The organism is Streptomyces sichuanensis, assembly GCF_020328095.1.
GTDB classification, from domain to species: Bacteria; Actinomycetota; Actinomycetes; order Streptomycetales; family Streptomycetaceae; genus Streptomyces; species Streptomyces cinnamoneus.
This window is the reverse complement of the sequence record NZ_JAIXMK010000175.1, coordinates 1-14,709: the sequence shown is the minus strand read 5'-3', so window position 1 is coordinate 14,709 and position 14,709 is coordinate 1. Positions and strand designations below refer to the sequence as shown.

Here is a 14,709-nt window from a genome sequence, read left to right as displayed (position 1 = left end):
GGTCCGCGGGCCGGGGGGCCGGTGCGGGCCGGCGCGGCCGGGACGCGGGCTTCGGCTCGTTGAAGAACGACGCGGCGTCGCGCTCCCCGCTCTCCACGGCCTTCACGGCCGCCGCCAGCGCCTCGGCGACGGCGGACCGCTTGCCGGCGGCCGCCTCCTGCGCCCCGGGCTCCCCGCCCGGCGCGTCCTGGGCGGCCGGCTCACCGGCCGGGGACGTCGCGCCGTCCGGCTCCGGGCTCCCGGGAGCGGGGGCGGGCGCCCCGGCGCCCCCGGGGCCGGCCGCGTCGGCGGGGAGGTGACCGCGGTCGTTGGTCACAGGGTGCTCCAGTCCTGGTCGGGATAGCGGTGCACGGGCGCCGACACGTCGTCGAGCGCCCTGCGGATCTCGTCCGGAAGACTAAGGCCCTCCACTGACAGTGCCGCCGTGAGCTGCTGCGCGGTGCGGGCGCCGACGAGCGGGGCGACGACGCCGGGACGGTCGCGCACCCAGGCCAGGGCCACCTGCAGGGGCGTGACGGCGAGTCCGTCGGCGGCGGTCCTGACGGCGTCGACGATGCGGCCGGCCGCCTCGTCGAGGTAGGGGGCGACGAAGGGGGCCAGGTGCTCGGAGGCGCCGCGGGAGTCGGCCGGGGTGGCGCGGCGGTACTTGCCCGTCAGCACGCCCCGCCCCAGCGGCGAGGAGGGCAGGACGCCGATGCCCAGGTCCCGTGCGGCGGGCAGCACCTCCCGCTCGATGCCGCGCTGCAGCAGCGAGTACTCCATCTGCGTCGAGGCCAGCCGCGTCCGCACCCCCGGCGCGGCGAGCTGCCACGTCGCGGCCCGGGCGAGCTGCCAGCCGCTGAAGCCCACGACCCCGGCGTAGCGGGCCCGGCCGCTGGCCACGGCGAGGTCGACGGCCTGCAGCGTCTCCTCCACGGGCGTCGCGGGGTCGAAGGCGTGGAGCTGCCACACGTCGACGTAGTCGGTGCCGAGCCGCTCCAGGGAGGCGTCCAGGGCGGCGAGCAGGTGGCCGCGCGAGCAGTCGACGCGGCGGTCGGGGTCCAGGACGCTGCCGGCCTTGGTCGCGATGACGAGGTCCCGCCGCGGCACGAGGTCCGCCAGGAGCCGGCCGAGGAGGTGTTCGGCGCCGCCGTCGGCGTAGACGTCGGCGGTGTCCACGAGGGTGCCGCCGGCGTCCCAGAAGGTCTTGAGCTGTTCGGCCGCCTCGTGCTCCCCGGTGTCCCGGCCCCAGGTGAGCGTGCCGAGCCCGAGCCGGGAGACCCGCAGGCCGGTGCGGCCGAGATGCCTTCGTTCCATGAGCGCTGAGGGTACTGTTCGCGCCCCACCGCGTCGCCGGGCCGTCACCGGGCGCACGGAACCGGCCGGTGACGTACTCCGGGTCGGCGCGCTAGAGTCCCCGCAACGACGACGTTACTGATCAGTAAGGGGTGCCCGGATGGGTCGGATGAGGCTCGGAATCAACCTCGGCTACTGGGGAGCCGGGATGGACGCGGACAATCTCGCCGTCGCCCGCGAGGCCGACCGGCTCGGGTACTCCGTCTGCTGGGCCGCCGAGGCGTACGGTTCCGACGCGCCCACCGTGCTGTCCTGGGTCGCGGCACAGACCGAGCGCATCGACGTCGGCTCGGCGATCCTGCAGATCCCCGCCCGCACGCCCACGATGACCGCGATGACCGCGGCCACCCTCGACTCGCTCTCCGGCGGGCGCTTCCGGCTCGGCCTCGGCGTCTCCGGCCCCCAGGTCTCCGAGGGCTGGTACGGCGTGAAGTTCGACAAGCCGCTGGCCCGCACCCGCGAGTACGTCGAGATCGTCCGCAAGGCCATGGCCCGCGAGCGGGTCGTCCACGAGGGCGCCCACTGGACGCTGCCGCTGCCCGACGGCCCCGGCAAGCCCCTCAAGCTGACCGTGCACCCCGTCCGTGAGCGCATCCCGCTCTACATCGCCGCGATCGGCCCCAAGAACCTGGAGCAGACCGGCGAGCTCGCCGACGGCGCCCTCGTCGTCTTCTTCGCACCCGAGCACGCGGAGGAGACCACCCTGGGCGCCCTGCGCGCGGGCCGCGCCAAGGCGGGCAAGGACCTCGACGGCTTCGACCTCGTCCCGACCGTCCCCATGGCCGTGGGCGACGACGTCGACGCGCTCGCCGACCTCTTCCGCCCCTACACCGCCCTCTACGTCGGCGGCATGGGCAGCGCCAAGCAGAACTTCTACAACAAGCTCGCGCAGCGGATGGGCTACGAGAAGGAGGCCGCCGAGATCCAGGAGAAGTACCTGGCAGGCGACAAGGCCGGGGCGGCCGCGGCCATTCCGCGCAAGCTCATCGATTCCACCGCCCTGCTCGGCCCCGTCGAGCGCATCGCCGACCGCATGCAGGCGTACGCCGACGCCGGCGCCACGACCCTGTCCCTGGCCCCCGCCGGCTTCACGCTCGACGAGCGGATCGCGAGCCTGCGCACCGGCGTCGAGGCGCTGGAGCGGGCCGGACTGGCCTGACCGGGGAGGTCCGCGGCCGTGGTGGGGGCTCGGGGGTGGTCCTCCCCGCCACGGCCGACACCGAACACAACGCCCGGGCGGCCCCGTGGTTACGCGCCGGGCCGCCCTCGAATCTCCGCCCGGCGTCCCCCGTTCGGCCGAGCGCACGCTCCCTCTGATTGCCGCACCCCGCGGAGCGCACTTGACTCGGTGGTCACGGAGGTGAGGGCCATGCTCACGGCCAGAAGCCTGTTCCAGGAGATCCTCGACGACGACGCGTCCTACGGCCTCTTCTGCTCCATCGCCGCCGGCGGCGAGGCCCAGGGCGGCTGGGAGAACGGCCGGATCGCGGCCCTCGTGCCCGAGAGCCAGCGCGCCCTGGCGCCGAAGATCGCCCGGCACGGCGCGGACGAGGACAAGCACGGCCGCATCTTCCGGGCCCTGATGCACCGGCGCGGCATCGAACCCGTCGAGGTCCCTCCGGAGACCGACTACACGTTGATCCTCGAACGCCGGGGCATCGGCCTGCCCCACGCCGTGCTGCGCGCCGGGGAACCGCTCACGGAACGCGACATCGTCGCCTACCTCGCGCATAGCCGCGTCACCGAGCAACGCGCGTCCGAGCAGATGGACCTGCTCGCCCGGCACTTCGGCGACCACCCGGAGGTCGGCAGGGCCGTCCGGATGATCCGCCACGACGAGGCCAACCACCTCGCCTACTGCCACGAGGAACTGCTGCGCCTGGCCGCCGCCGGGCACGGCCGGACGATCCAGGCGCTGCTGCGCGAGAGCGCCCTCGGCGAGATCGAGGTCTACCGGGACGTCAGCCTCGCCGTGATGGCCCACATGGGCCGCATCCTGCGCTGGCCCCGGGCCAAGGCGGCCGCCCTCACCGCCGGCATCCACGCCGTGTACGCCTACGAGCGGCTCGGCGGATGGCGCCGCATGGTCACCCTGCGCATGCCCGAACGGCGCGACGCCCTCGGCGGCCCCGTGGCCCCCGCCGCCGGATTCGCCTGAACGGCGGGCCGTACGGCCGGCCTACAGCCAGCCGCGCCCCTTGAACATCCGGTACAGCCAGAACACCAGCCCCGCCATCAGCGCCACGACCGCCGGATAACCCCACGACTGCCGCAGCTCCCACATGTGGTCGAAGTTCATCCCGTACACCCCGGCGACCATCGTCGGCACGGCCGCCATCGCCGCCCAGGCCGAGATCTTGCGCATGTCGTCGTTCTGCTGGACGCCCATCTGCGCCAGGTGCGCCGAGAGGATGTCGCTCAGCAGCCGGTCCAGGCCGTCCACGGCCTCGTTCGTCCGCGTCAGGTGGTCGCCCACGTCGCGGAAGAACGGGCGCGACCGCTCGTCGACGAACGGCAGGCCCGCCCCCGCCAGCCGCGCCACCGGTTCGGTGAGCGGGCTGGTGGCCCGGCGGAACTCCACCACCTGGCGCTTGAAGGAGTAGATCCGCGAGGCGGTGTGCTTGGTGTCGCCGCCCACCGGCGCGAACACCTCGGCCTCCAGCTCGTCGAGGTCCGCCTGCAGCAGGGCCGCCACGTCCGTGTACTGGTCCACGACCTCGTCGCTCACCGCGTACAGCACCGCCGTCGCCCCGTGGCACAGCAGCTCGGGGTCCTGCTCCAGCCGCCTGCGCACCCGCGCCAGCGGACTGCCCTCGCCGTGCCGGACGGTCACCACGAAGGAGTCGCCCACGAACAGCATCAGCTCACCGGTGGTGACGGTGTCCGCGTCGTCGTCGTAGACCACCGGCTTGAGGACCATGAACAGCGAGTCGTCGTACACCTCCAGTTTCGGCCGCTGGTGGGCGTTGAGGGCGTCCTCCACGGCCAGCGGGTGCAGCCCGAACTCGCTGGTGACGAGCTCGAACTCCTTCACCGTCGGCTCGTGCAGCCCGATCCAGAGGAACGAGTTGCCGTCCGCGCGCGCCTGGTCGAGGGCGTCGCTGAAGTCGGCGGGCCCCTCGGTGCGGTGCCCGTCCCGGTAGATGGCGCAGTCCACGATCACGCGAGTCCCTCTTCCCCGTAGCTTCCCCGTCGATTCCCCCCGCTGCTTCCCCGTCGTCCCCCCGTCACCACCTTTCCTCCGACCCTCTCATGCCCCGCGCGGGCGCCGGGCGGTCGTAGGCTGGCGGTCATGCCCACGCTGATCCTGGTCCGGCACGGCCGGTCCACCGCCAACACCGGGGGAGTGCTCGCCGGCCGGACCCCCGGCGTGGCCCTGGACGAGCGCGGCGCCGCCCAGGCCGCCGCCCTGCCCGCCCGGCTGGCCGGCATCCCGCTCGCCGCCGCCGTCACCAGCCCCCTCCAGCGCTGCGAGGAGACCCTCCGGCCGCTGCTCGCCGCCCGTCCGGAACTGCCGCTGCACACCGACGAGCGCATCGGCGAGTGCCACTACGGCGACTGGTCCGGCCGCAAGCTCGCCGAGCTCGTGGACGAACCCCTGTGGGAGGTCGTCCAGCGCCACCCCGCCGCGGCCGCCTTCCCCGGCGGCGAGTCCGTGCGCGCCATGCAGGCCCGTGCGGTCGACGCCGTACGGGAGTGGAACGAGCGCGTCGGCCGCGAGCACGGCGAGGACGCCGTCTACCTCATGTGCACCCACGGCGACCTGATCAAGTCGGTCGTCGCCGACGCCCTCGGCCTGCACCTCGACCACTTCCAGCGGATCACCGCCGACCCCTGTTCGGTCACCGCCATCCGCTACACACGGCTGCGCCCCTATCTGCTGCGCCTCGGCGACACCGGGGACCTCGCCGGCCTCGTCCCGCGACCGGCCGGGCGCGAGGGGGCCGCCGGGGACGCGGCCGTGGGCGGTGGTGCGGGAGCACCGTGATCGTCGCGCGCAGTAGGGTGGTGACGCGGGAGCCCCGCGGCCGCCGCCCTCGGGCCCGCACCCGTGGCCGCCACCGCGGCCGCCGACCCTCCGACCACCGACCCCAATGGAGCAGGACGTTGTCCCGTCAGGTGTTCCTCTATGACCCGCCGGACCGCTTCGTCGCCGGCACGGTCGGGCTGCCGGGCCGCCGCACCTTCTTCCTCCAGGCCACCGCGGCCGGCCGGACCACCAGCGTGGCGCTGGAGAAGACCCAGGTGGAGGCGCTCGCCGAGCGCATCGACGAGCTCCTCGACGAGGTCGTGCGGCGCACCGGCGGCAGCGCCCCGGTGCCGGCCGTGGCACCCGTCGAGTTCGCCGACACCGCGCCCCTGGAGTCCCCCGTCGAGGAGGAGTTCCGGGTGGGCACCATGGCCCTGGCCTGGGACGGCGACAGCCAGCGCATGGTGGTGGAGGCCCAGGCCCTCGTCGAGCTGGAGGCGGACACCGACGAGGCCCTCGCCGAGGCCGAGGAGCGGCTGCTGCAGGACGAGGTGAATGGGCCGCCCATGCTCCGCGTGCGGCTCACCGGCACCATGGCCCGCGCCTTCGCCAAGCGCGCCCTGGAAGTCGTCAACGCCGGCCGGCCCCCGTGCCCGCTGTGCAGCCTGCCGCTCGACCCGGAGGGACACGTATGTCCGCGCCAGAACGGATACCGCCGCGGAGCGTGACGCCCCACGAGCTGCTGGCGGAGGGCGAGCTGACCGTGCGCGGCCGCGTGCGCGAGGCGTCCAACGCGGTGCTCTACTGCACGGTCGAGTACGAGGGCGTCAGCGCCGCCTGCGTCTACAAGCCCGTCGCGGGGGAGCGGCCCCTGTGGGATTTCCCCGACGGCACCCTGGCCCAGCGCGAGGTCGCCGCCTACGAGCTCTCCGAGGCCATGGGATGGGGCCTGATCCCGCCCACCGTGCTGCGCGACGGCCCCTACGGGCAGGGCATGTGCCAGCTGTGGATCGAGGCGTCGGCGGACGAGGAGACCGGGGCGGCGCTGCTGGCCCTGGTCGAGGGCGACGAACCGGGGCCCGGCTGGAAGGCCGTAGGCTTCGCGGACGTCGGCGAGGACCGCACCGCACTGCTCGTCCACGCCGACGACGAGCGTCTGCGCCGGCTGGCCGTCCTCGACGCGGTGATCAACAACGGTGACCGCAAGGGCGGCCACCTGCTCCCCTCCGCCGACGGACGGCTCTACGCCATCGACCACGGCGTGACGTTCAACGCGGAGGACAAGCTGCGCACCCTGCTGTGGGGCTGGGCGGGCGAGCCCCTCCCCGCGGAGGCCCTGACGGCCCTACGGCGGCTTTCGGCCGATCTGGCCGACGGGCAGCCCTTGGCCGGGCGGCTGGCCGAGCTCATCACCCCGGCCGAGATCGAGGCCCTGCGGGGCCGGGTCGCGGAGCTGCTGCGCACGGGGCGCCACCGCGAGCCGAGCGGCCAGTGGCCGGCCATCCCCTGGCCGCCGGTGTGATCTTTACGGGCCGGTGCACGGGAATACACACGTCGGACGCCGTGCGCAAGAACGGAACTTCGGCCAACCACCGCGCCCGGTTCGTATCCGGAACGTGCATCCGGTTACGCTCAAGTCATGCATGCCTGGCCCGCTTCTGAGGTTCCCGCCCTGCCCGGCAGTGGCCGCGACCTCCGGATCCACGACACCGCGACCGGCGAGCGAGTGACCCTCGCCCCCGGTCCCGTCGCCCGTCTCTACGTCTGCGGCATCACGCCCTACGACGCCACCCACATGGGACACGCGGCGACCTACAACGCGTTCGACCTGGTGCAGCGCGTGTGGCTCGACACCAAGCGGCAGGTTCACTACGTCCAGAACGTCACCGACGTGGACGATCCGCTGCTGGAGCGGGCGATCGCCAACGGCGACGACTGGGAGGCCCTCGCCGAGCGCGAGACGGCCCTCTTCCGTGAAGACATGACCGCCCTGCGCATGCTCCCGCCCCGCCACTACGTGGGTGCCGTGGAGTCGATACCGAAGATCGTGCCGCTCGTCGAGCGGCTGCGCGACGCGGGCGCCGCCTACGAGCTCGACGGCGACATCTACTTCTCCGTCGCCTCCGACCCCTCCTTCGGCGGCGTCTCCCGCCTCGACGCCGAGGCCATGCGCCTGCTGTCCGCCGAGCGCGGCGGCGACCCGGAGCGCCCGGGCAAGAAGAACCCCGTCGACCCCATGCTGTGGATGGCCGCCCGCCCGGGCGAGCCCAGCTGGGACGGCGCCTCCCTCGGTCCCGGCCGCCCCGGCTGGCACATCGAGTGCGTCGCCATCGCCCTGGACCACCTCGGCATGGGCTTCGACGTGCAGGGCGGCGGCTCCGACCTGATCTTCCCGCACCACGAGATGGGCGCCTCGCACGCCCAGGCGCTCACCGGCGAGCACCCCTTCGCCAAGACGTACGTGCACGCCGGCATGGTCGCCCTCGACGGCGAGAAGATGTCGAAGTCCAAGGGCAACCTCGTCTTCGTCTCCAAGCTCCGCCGGGACGGCGTGGACCCGGCCGCCATCCGCCTCGCGCTGCTGGCCCACCACTACCGCGCCGACTGGGAGTGGACGGACTCCGTCCTGACCGAGGCAGTGGAGCGCCTGGCCCGCTGGCGCGCCGCCGTCTCCCGCCCCGACGGCCCCTCCGCCGACGCGCTGGTCGAGGAGGTCCGCGAGGCCCTCGCCGACGACCTCGACGCCCCGGCCGCACTGGCCGCCATCGACCGCTGGGCCGCGGCCCAGGCCGCCGACGGCGGTACGGACGAGGGGGCGCCGGGCCTGGTGTCCCGCACGGCCGACGCGCTGCTGGGCGTGGCGCTGTGAGGCTCTGACCCCACCGGTCTCCGGGGGCGCCTCCGCGGTCTTCCGCGGGAGCGCCCCCCTTCGTTTGTGGAGATGACGGCGTGGGGGGCGCGTCGCGGGCCGGCACTGTGCTGGGGTGAGCCGCGTCACTGACCGTTCGTCGGAAGGACGCGCACCATGACGGGTCCCCTCGCACGCCGAAGACTGCTCAGGGCGGGTGCCGCACTGGGCGCCGCGGCGGCCGCGGGAACGCTCGGCCCGGCGGGCCGGGCCGCGGCGGCTCCCGGCGAGCCGGCCCGCTGGCCCACCCGCTTCGGCCTCCCCGACGGCTTCCGGCCCGAGGGCATCGCCATCGGCCCCGGCCCGTACGCCTGGTTCGGCTCGCTCGGCGGCGGCTCCCTCTACCGGGCGAGCCTCGCCACCGGGCACGGCACCCTCCTGCGCACCGGCACCGACGCCCCGTCCGTCGGCCTGAAGACCGACCGCCACGGCCGCGCCTTCATCGCGGGCGGCACCTCCCGCCAGCTGCGCGTCGTCGACACCCGCAGCGGCCGGATCCTCGCCACCTACGAGGTCGGCGCGGCCGCGACGATGGTCAACGACGTGGTGCTCACGCCCGGCGCGGCGTGGTTCACCGACTCCACCCACGCCCAGGTCTACGGGCTTCCGCTCGGCCCGCGCGGCGAACTGCCGCCCGCCCGCGACGTGGTGACGCTGCGCCTGACGGGCGAATGGGCCGAGGCCCCGGACGCCGGCTTCACCTCCAACGGCATCGCCACCACGCCCGACGGCAGGGCACTGCTGGTCGTCAACGTCTTCCAGGACGGCGGCAGCCTGCTGCGCGTGGACCCGCGCACCGGGGACGCGCGCCGCGTCGACCTGGGCGCCACCAGGCTCCCCGACGGGGACGGGGCCCTGCTGCTGGGCCGCACCCTCTACGTCGTCCAGCAGAAGCAGAACGCCGTCGACGTGCTGCACCTGGACGCCGGCGGCCGGCGCGGCAGCGCGGTCCGCCGCATCACCGACCCGCGCTTCCGCATCCCGACGACCGTGGCCGCCTACGGCGACCGCCTCTACCTGCCCAACGCCCGCTTCGACGTGGACCCGACGCCGACGACGGAGTACGACGCGGTGGCGGTGCCGCGCTGAGGCGGGGCGCGATCCCACAAGTCCACGGACCCGGCACGTGAGTCCATGGTGGCGTACGTGCCGGGAACGCTATGCACGCCACCATGAGAACACCGCGACGAACACCACAACGCACCCCACGGCGAACACCACGGCGCCTCAGAACGATGGCCGCCACCGCCCTCCTCGGGCTCCTGGCGGCCATGGCCGGCCCGGCGGCCGGCGGCGCGCACGCCGAACCGGCCGCCGGCGCGGCCGAGCAGACCGTCGGGGACGTCACCGGCTTCTCCACGGCCGGCCCCGTCTTCCACCTCCAGGCCGGCCCGGCCCGGGCACGGGTCAGCTTCGTGTCGGCCGACGCCTTCCGCATCGAGCTCGCACCCGACGGCACGTTCACCGACCCCACCGGCAAGGACATCGTCCTGCCGCAGGGCCCGCCGCCCGCGACACGCTGGCGGGAGCGGCCGGACCGCTACGAGATGAGCACCCCGGCGGTGACCCTGCGGGCGTACAAGCACCCGCTGCGCTTCGCCCTCCACCGCGCCGACGGCACCCGGCTGTGGGCCGAGACCAAGGGCCTGACCTGGACCGCGGACCGCACCACGCAGACCCTCGGACGGGACGCGGCCGAGCAGTTCTACGGCGCCGGCATGCAGAACGGCCGGGGCAACACCTCGCACCGCGGCCGTACGGTCGAGGTGGGCGTCGACTACAACTGGAACGACGGGGGACACCCCAACTCCGTGCCGTTCTACCTCTCCTCGGCCGGCTACGGCGTCTACCGCAACACGTACGCGCCCAACACGTACGCCTTCGGCGACCCGGTGACGACGAGCGCGCGGGAACGGCGCTTCGACGCCTACTACGTCGCCGGGACGACGCCGAAGGAGGTCATAGGCCGCTACACGAAGCTGACCGGCAGGCCCTTCCTGCCCCCGCTGTACGGGCTGGAGATCGGCGACTCCGACTGCTACCTGCACAACAAGAACCGCGGCGAGCGCCGCACGCTGGACGCGCTGAAGGTGGCCGACGGCTACATCGCGAACGACCTGCCGCTCGGCTGGATGCTCGTCAACGACGGCTACGGTTGCGGGTACGAGAACCTCGCCGAGGTGAACAAGGGCCTCGCCGGCCGCAAGATGAAGACGGGCCTGTGGACCGAGGACGGCCTCGCGAAGCTCGCCGACCAGGTGAAGGCCGGCCAGCGGGTCGCCAAGCTGGACGTGGCGTGGGTCGGCGACGGCTACAAGTTCGCCCTCGACGGCTGCAAGGACGCCTACAAGGGCATCGAGGACAACAGCGACGCCCGTGGCTTCACCTGGGCCCCCGAGAGCTGGTCCGGCGCCCAGCGCTGCGGAGTCCAGTGGTCCGGCGACCAGAAGGGCTCCTGGGGGTACATCCGCTGGCAGATCCCCACGTACGCGGGAGCCACGATGTCGGGCCTCGCGTACACCACGGGCGACGTGGACGGCATCTTCGGCGGCAGCCCGAAGACGTACGTGCGCGACCTGCAGTGGAAGGCGTTCCTTCCGGCGGTGATGACCATGGACGGCTGGGCGCCCAGTGACAAGCAGCCCTGGCGGTACGGCGAGCCGTACACCTCGATCAACCGCACGTACCTGAAGCTGAAGGAATCGCTGCTGCCGTACATGTACAGCTACGCGGCCGAGGCGACCCGCACGGGCGTCGGACCGGTGCGCCCGCTGGCGCTGGAGTACCCCGACGACCCCCGGGCGTCGTCGGAGGCGGCGAAGTACGAGTTCCTGACGGGTGAGTACTTCCTCGTGGCCCCGGTGTTCGAGGACAAGGAGGTCCGCGACGGCATCTACCTGCCACGGGGGAAGTGGACCGACTACTGGACGGGCCGCACGTACGAGGGCCCGACCACGGTGAACGGCTACCGCGCCCCGCTGGACACCCTCCCGCTCTTCGTGAAGGCCGGCGCGAACATCCCGATGTGGCCGGGCATCCGCTCCCACGAGGACCGCACGCCGGACTCCCCGCTGGCCTGGGACGTCTACCCCGAGGGCACCGCGGCACCTTCGACGTTCACCCTGTACGAGGACGACGGCGTGACGCGGGCCCACAGGTCGGGCGCCTACGCGGAGCAGAAGCTGACCGTACGCGCCCGCTCCGCCGCCGACGTGACGCTGGAGCTCGGCGCGTCCCGGGGCGACTTCCGCGGCAAGCAGACCGCACGCCCGTACCGCTTCACCGTCCACACGGGCCAGGCACCGCGCCACGCCACGCTGAACGGCCGTGACCTGCCGCGCCTCGACTCGAAGGGCGCCTTCGAGAAGGCGGACCACGGCTGGTGGTACGACGCCGGCGACCGCGGCGGCGTGGTCCAGATGAAGACCCCGCCCCAGCCGACGGACCGGGCCCTGACGGTGGCGCTTGCGTCGTAGGGCCGGTGCCCTCCGGGACAGTGCCCTGCCCCCCTGCGCGCCGCCGTCCGGCCCGGCGCGCAGGGCTCCGGGGCGTCCTGTAACGTCACCCTCTTCGGCCGTCGCCGGCCGGAGCCCCGAACGGAACGCCCGTGCACCCCATCACCACCCCCGAGCTGGCCGCGGCCGTGACCCGCGTTGCCGACGTCTTCGCCGGGCAGGCGGCCGGCCCGCAGGAGACCGGGTGTCTCTTCTGTTACGGCGAAGAAGAGATCGCATGGCTGCGCGATCCCGGTGCACCGCTCCCGGATGAATTCGTGCTGCACGTGGCGCGCGAGGTGCCGAGCCACTGGACGGACAACGCGGCGGTGATGCGCCGCATCCTCCCGCGCCTGGCCGTCCTGGTGGCGGAAGGGGAGCGGGTCAGTGATGCGGACGGCCTCGGCCTGGGGGGCGCCTCGTGGCAGGAGTGGCCGGGCCACCAGGCCGAAGCCGTCCGCGTCTTCCTCGACGCCTACTGGGCCGCCGCCCTGCACGAACCGCTGCCCGCCCACACCTTCCTCGACCTCTTCGGGTTCTGCGAAGAAGCGCACGGTTCTCCCACGCCCTGCCTGGCGCGGTGGGAGAGCGAGACCGGCCCGGTGGCCGACGCGCACCTGCTGGACTTCGTGGAGGACCGGATCGACGACCTCCTGTCGCCGGCGCGTACGTACACCTCGCAGGGGGGCTGGGTGACGGCGGACCCGCGACCGGACGCGGAGCTGATCTCCTGGGTGCTGCACCACGCCGCACCACGGATCGGGGCCCGCGGCGACGCGGGCCCCGATCTGCTGTACCGACTCGACCAGCTCGCCCTTCCCGAGGAGCAGCGCTGGGCCGATATGCCGCTCAGCGGGCGTTGAAGTACTTCGCCTCCGGGTGGTGGAGGACCATGGCGTCCGTGGACTGCTCCGGGTGGAGCTGGAACTCCTCCGACAGCTGGACGCCGATGCGCTCCGGCTGCAGCAGGTCCGCGATCTTGGCCCGGTCCTCCAGGTTGGGGCAGGCGCCGTAGCCGAGGGAGAAGCGCGCGCCCCGGTACTTCAAGGCGAACATGCCTTCCACGTCGTCCGGGTCCTCGCCGTCGAAGCCCAGTTCCGCCCGCACGCGCGCGTGCCAGTACTCGGCGAGGGCCTCGGCCAGCTGGACGGACAGGCCGTGCAGCTCCAGGTAGTCGCGGTAGGAGTCGGAGGCGAAGAGCTCCGCCGTGGCCCCGCCGATCCGCGAGCCGACCGTGACGACCTGCAGGCCGATGACGTCCCGCTCGCCGGAGTCCTCCGGACGGAAGTAGTCCGCCAGGCACAGCCGTCGGCCGCGCCGCTGGCGCGGGAAGGTGAAGCGGGTGCGCTCCGTGCCGTCCTCATGCAGGAGGATGAGGTCGTCGCCCTTGCTGACGCACGGGAAGTAGCCGTAGACGACGGCCGCCTCCAGCAGGTTCTCCGTGTGCAGCTTCTCCAGCCAGCCGCGCAGCCGCGGGCGGCCCTCGGTCTCGACCAGCTCCTCGTACGTCGGGCCGCCCGCGCGGGCCTGCTTCAGGCCCCACTGGCCCTTGAAGAGGGCGCCCTCGTCCAGCCAGGACGCGTAGTCCTTCAGCGGGATGCCCTTGACGACCCGGGTGCCCCAGAACGGCGGCTCGGGGACGCGGTTGTCGACGGCGACGTCCGAGCGGACGGCGCCCTCCGGTTCGTCCACCTCCAGGACCGCCACGTCTCGCTTGGGCACCCGCCGCTGCTTGAGCTCCGGCAGCGAAGCGCCCGGCACCCCCCGCTTCACCGCGATCAGCGCGTCCATCAGGCGCAGGCCCTCGAAGGCGTCGCGGGCGTACCGCACCTCGCCCTCGTAGATCTCGTGCAGGTCCTGCTCGACGTACGCGCGCGTCAGTGCCGCGCCGCCCAGGATCACCGGGTACGTCGCCGCCAGCTTGCGCTGGTTCAGCTCCTCCAGGTTCTCCTTCATGATCACGGTGGACTTCACCAGCAGCCCGGACATCCCGATGACGTCCGCCCTGTGCTCCTCGGCGGCCTCCAGGATGGCCGAGACCGGCTGCTTGATGCCGAGGTTGACGACGTTGTAGCCGTTGTTGGAGAGGATGATGTCGACGAGGTTCTTGCCGATGTCGTGGACGTCGCCACGCACCGTGGCCAGCACGATCGTGCCCTTGCCCTCGGCGTCCGACTTCTCCATGTGCGGCTCCAGGTAGGCCACCGCGCTCTTCATCACCTCCGCCGACTGCAGCACGAACGGCAGCTGCATCTGGCCCGAGCCGAAGAGTTCGCCGACGACCTTCATGCCCTCCAGCAGGGTGTCGTTGACGATCTCCAGCGCGGGCCGTCCGGCCAGCGCCTCGTCGAGGTCGGCCTCCAGGCCGTTCTTCTCGCCGTCGACGATGCGCCGCCGCAGCCGCTCCTCCAGCGGCAGGGCGGCCAGCTCCTCCGCCTTGCCCGCCTTCATGGACTTGGTGTCCACGCCCTCGAACAGCTCCAGGAAACGCTGCAGCGGGTCGTAGCCCTCGCGTCGCCGGTCGTAGATCAGGTCGAGGGCGACCTCGCGCTGTTCGTCCTCCAGCCGGGCGATCGGCAGGATCTTGCTCGCGTGCACGATGGCCGAGTCCAGGCCCGCCTCGACGCACTCGTTGAGGAAGACGGAGTTCAGCACCATGCGTGCGGCCGGGTTGAGCCCGAAGGAGATGTTGGACAGGCCCAGCGTCGTCTGGACGTCGGGGTGGCGGCGCTTGAGCTCGCGGATCGCCTCGATGGTGGCGATGCCGTCGCGCCGCGACTCCTCCTGGCCGGTGGCGATGGTGAAGGTGAGGCAGTCGACGATGATGTCGCACTCCCGCACCCCCCAGTTCCCGGTGAGGTCGGCGATCAGCCGCTCGGCGACGGCGACCTTGTGCTCGGGCGTACGGGCCTGGCCCTCTTCGTCGATCGTCAGCGCGATCAGGGCCGCGCCGTGCTCCACCGCCAGCCGGGTGATCTTCGCGAAGCGGGAGTCGGGCCCGT

12 protein-coding genes and 1 pseudogene are annotated in these 14,709 nt (G+C 73.2%); 9 read left to right on the top strand and 4 right to left on the bottom strand.

The window, feature by feature from the left end:
* Together LE181_RS29890 and LE181_RS29885 are read right to left on the bottom strand one after the other, a co-directional pair.
* Window positions 1-316, bottom strand: a pseudogene (locus LE181_RS29890) (hypothetical protein); the annotation flags it as partial.
* Complete coding sequence (locus tag LE181_RS29885; RefSeq protein ID WP_225664645.1) at window positions 313-1,296, bottom strand: aldo/keto reductase; 984 nt, start codon at window positions 1,294-1,296, stop codon at window positions 313-315. The pseudogene LE181_RS29890 and the gene LE181_RS29885, both read right to left, overlap by 4 nt.
* Window positions 1,297-1,444: 148 nt before the next feature.
* Between LE181_RS29885 and LE181_RS29880 the strand changes: the two genes are divergently transcribed.
* Window positions 1,445-2,494, top strand: coding sequence for an LLM class F420-dependent oxidoreductase (locus tag LE181_RS29880; protein ID WP_225664644.1), 1,050 nt, complete (start codon window positions 1,445-1,447; stop codon window positions 2,492-2,494).
* Between the two features lie 210 nt (window positions 2,495-2,704).
* On the top strand, window positions 2,705-3,493 hold the full coding sequence (locus LE181_RS29875; protein ID WP_225664643.1) for a ferritin-like domain-containing protein: 789 nt from the start codon (window positions 2,705-2,707) through the stop codon (window positions 3,491-3,493).
* A 21-nt stretch (window positions 3,494-3,514) separates the two neighbouring features.
* Here LE181_RS29875 and LE181_RS29870 read toward each other — a convergent pair whose 3' ends face one another.
* Window positions 3,515-4,498 (bottom strand): magnesium and cobalt transport protein CorA, encoded by a 984-nt coding sequence (locus LE181_RS29870; RefSeq protein ID WP_225664642.1) that lies wholly within the window; start codon window positions 4,496-4,498, stop codon window positions 3,515-3,517.
* A gap of 129 nt (window positions 4,499-4,627) precedes the next feature.
* On the opposite strand from LE181_RS29870, the gene LE181_RS29865 reads away from it, so the two are divergent.
* The 7 genes from LE181_RS29865 to LE181_RS29835 all read left to right on the top strand — a co-directional run bounded on the left by LE181_RS29865 (window position 4,628) and on the right by LE181_RS29835 (window position 12,570).
* Window positions 4,628-5,323, top strand: coding sequence for a histidine phosphatase family protein (locus LE181_RS29865; protein WP_225664641.1), 696 nt, complete (start codon window positions 4,628-4,630; stop codon window positions 5,321-5,323).
* Between the two features lie 119 nt (window positions 5,324-5,442).
* Window positions 5,443-6,033, top strand: a complete 591-nt coding sequence (locus LE181_RS29860; protein ID WP_225664640.1) for a DUF3090 domain-containing protein — start codon at window positions 5,443-5,445, stop codon at window positions 6,031-6,033.
* A complete protein-coding gene (locus tag LE181_RS29855; RefSeq protein ID WP_225664639.1) occupies window positions 5,997-6,827 on the top strand; it encodes an SCO1664 family protein in 831 nt (276 codons plus the stop codon). The genes LE181_RS29860 and LE181_RS29855 overlap by 37 nt, the downstream gene beginning before the upstream one ends.
* 117 nt (window positions 6,828-6,944) lie before the next feature.
* A complete protein-coding gene (mshC, locus tag LE181_RS29850; protein WP_225664638.1) occupies window positions 6,945-8,174 on the top strand; it encodes a cysteine--1-D-myo-inosityl 2-amino-2-deoxy-alpha-D-glucopyranoside ligase in 1,230 nt (409 codons plus the stop codon).
* A 156-nt stretch (window positions 8,175-8,330) separates the two neighbouring features.
* The gene (locus LE181_RS29845; RefSeq protein ID WP_225664637.1) at window positions 8,331-9,302 is read left to right on the top strand and encodes an NHL repeat-containing protein; all 972 of its coding nucleotides are present in this window, start codon (window positions 8,331-8,333) and stop codon (window positions 9,300-9,302) included.
* Between the two features lie 146 nt (window positions 9,303-9,448).
* Window positions 9,449-11,689, top strand: a complete 2,241-nt coding sequence (locus tag LE181_RS29840; RefSeq protein ID WP_225664636.1) for a glycoside hydrolase family 31 protein — start codon at window positions 9,449-9,451, stop codon at window positions 11,687-11,689.
* 131 nt (window positions 11,690-11,820) lie between these two features.
* A complete protein-coding gene (locus LE181_RS29835) occupies window positions 11,821-12,570 on the top strand; it encodes a hypothetical protein (protein WP_225664635.1) in 750 nt (249 codons plus the stop codon).
* Here the strand turns inward: LE181_RS29835 and LE181_RS29830 are convergent.
* The coding region (locus tag LE181_RS29830; RefSeq protein WP_225664634.1) for a methionine synthase at window positions 12,557-14,709 on the bottom strand (2,153 nt) is incomplete at its 5' end. The genes LE181_RS29835 and LE181_RS29830 overlap by 14 nt on opposite strands.

What these genes read in the sequence shown, in the direction of transcription:
- LE181_RS29885 (WP_225664645.1), bottom strand. Translation starts at nt 1,296, where the DNA reads ATGGAACGAAGGCATCTCGGCCGCACCGGCCTGCGGGTCTCCCGGCTC.
- LE181_RS29880 (WP_225664644.1), top strand. Translation starts at nt 1,445, where the DNA reads ATGAGGCTCGGAATCAACCTCGGCTACTGGGGAGCCGGGATGGACGCG.
- LE181_RS29875 (WP_225664643.1), top strand. Translation starts at nt 2,705, where the DNA reads ATGCTCACGGCCAGAAGCCTGTTCCAGGAGATCCTCGACGACGACGCG.
- LE181_RS29865 (WP_225664641.1), top strand. Translation starts at nt 4,628, where the DNA reads ATGCCCACGCTGATCCTGGTCCGGCACGGCCGGTCCACCGCCAACACC.
- LE181_RS29855 (WP_225664639.1), top strand. Translation starts at nt 5,997, where the DNA reads ATGTCCGCGCCAGAACGGATACCGCCGCGGAGCGTGACGCCCCACGAG.
- mshC (WP_225664638.1), top strand. Translation starts at nt 6,945, where the DNA reads ATGCATGCCTGGCCCGCTTCTGAGGTTCCCGCCCTGCCCGGCAGTGGC.
- LE181_RS29845 (WP_225664637.1), top strand. Translation starts at nt 8,331, where the DNA reads ATGACGGGTCCCCTCGCACGCCGAAGACTGCTCAGGGCGGGTGCCGCA.
- LE181_RS29840 (WP_225664636.1), top strand. Translation starts at nt 9,449, where the DNA reads ATGGCCGCCACCGCCCTCCTCGGGCTCCTGGCGGCCATGGCCGGCCCG.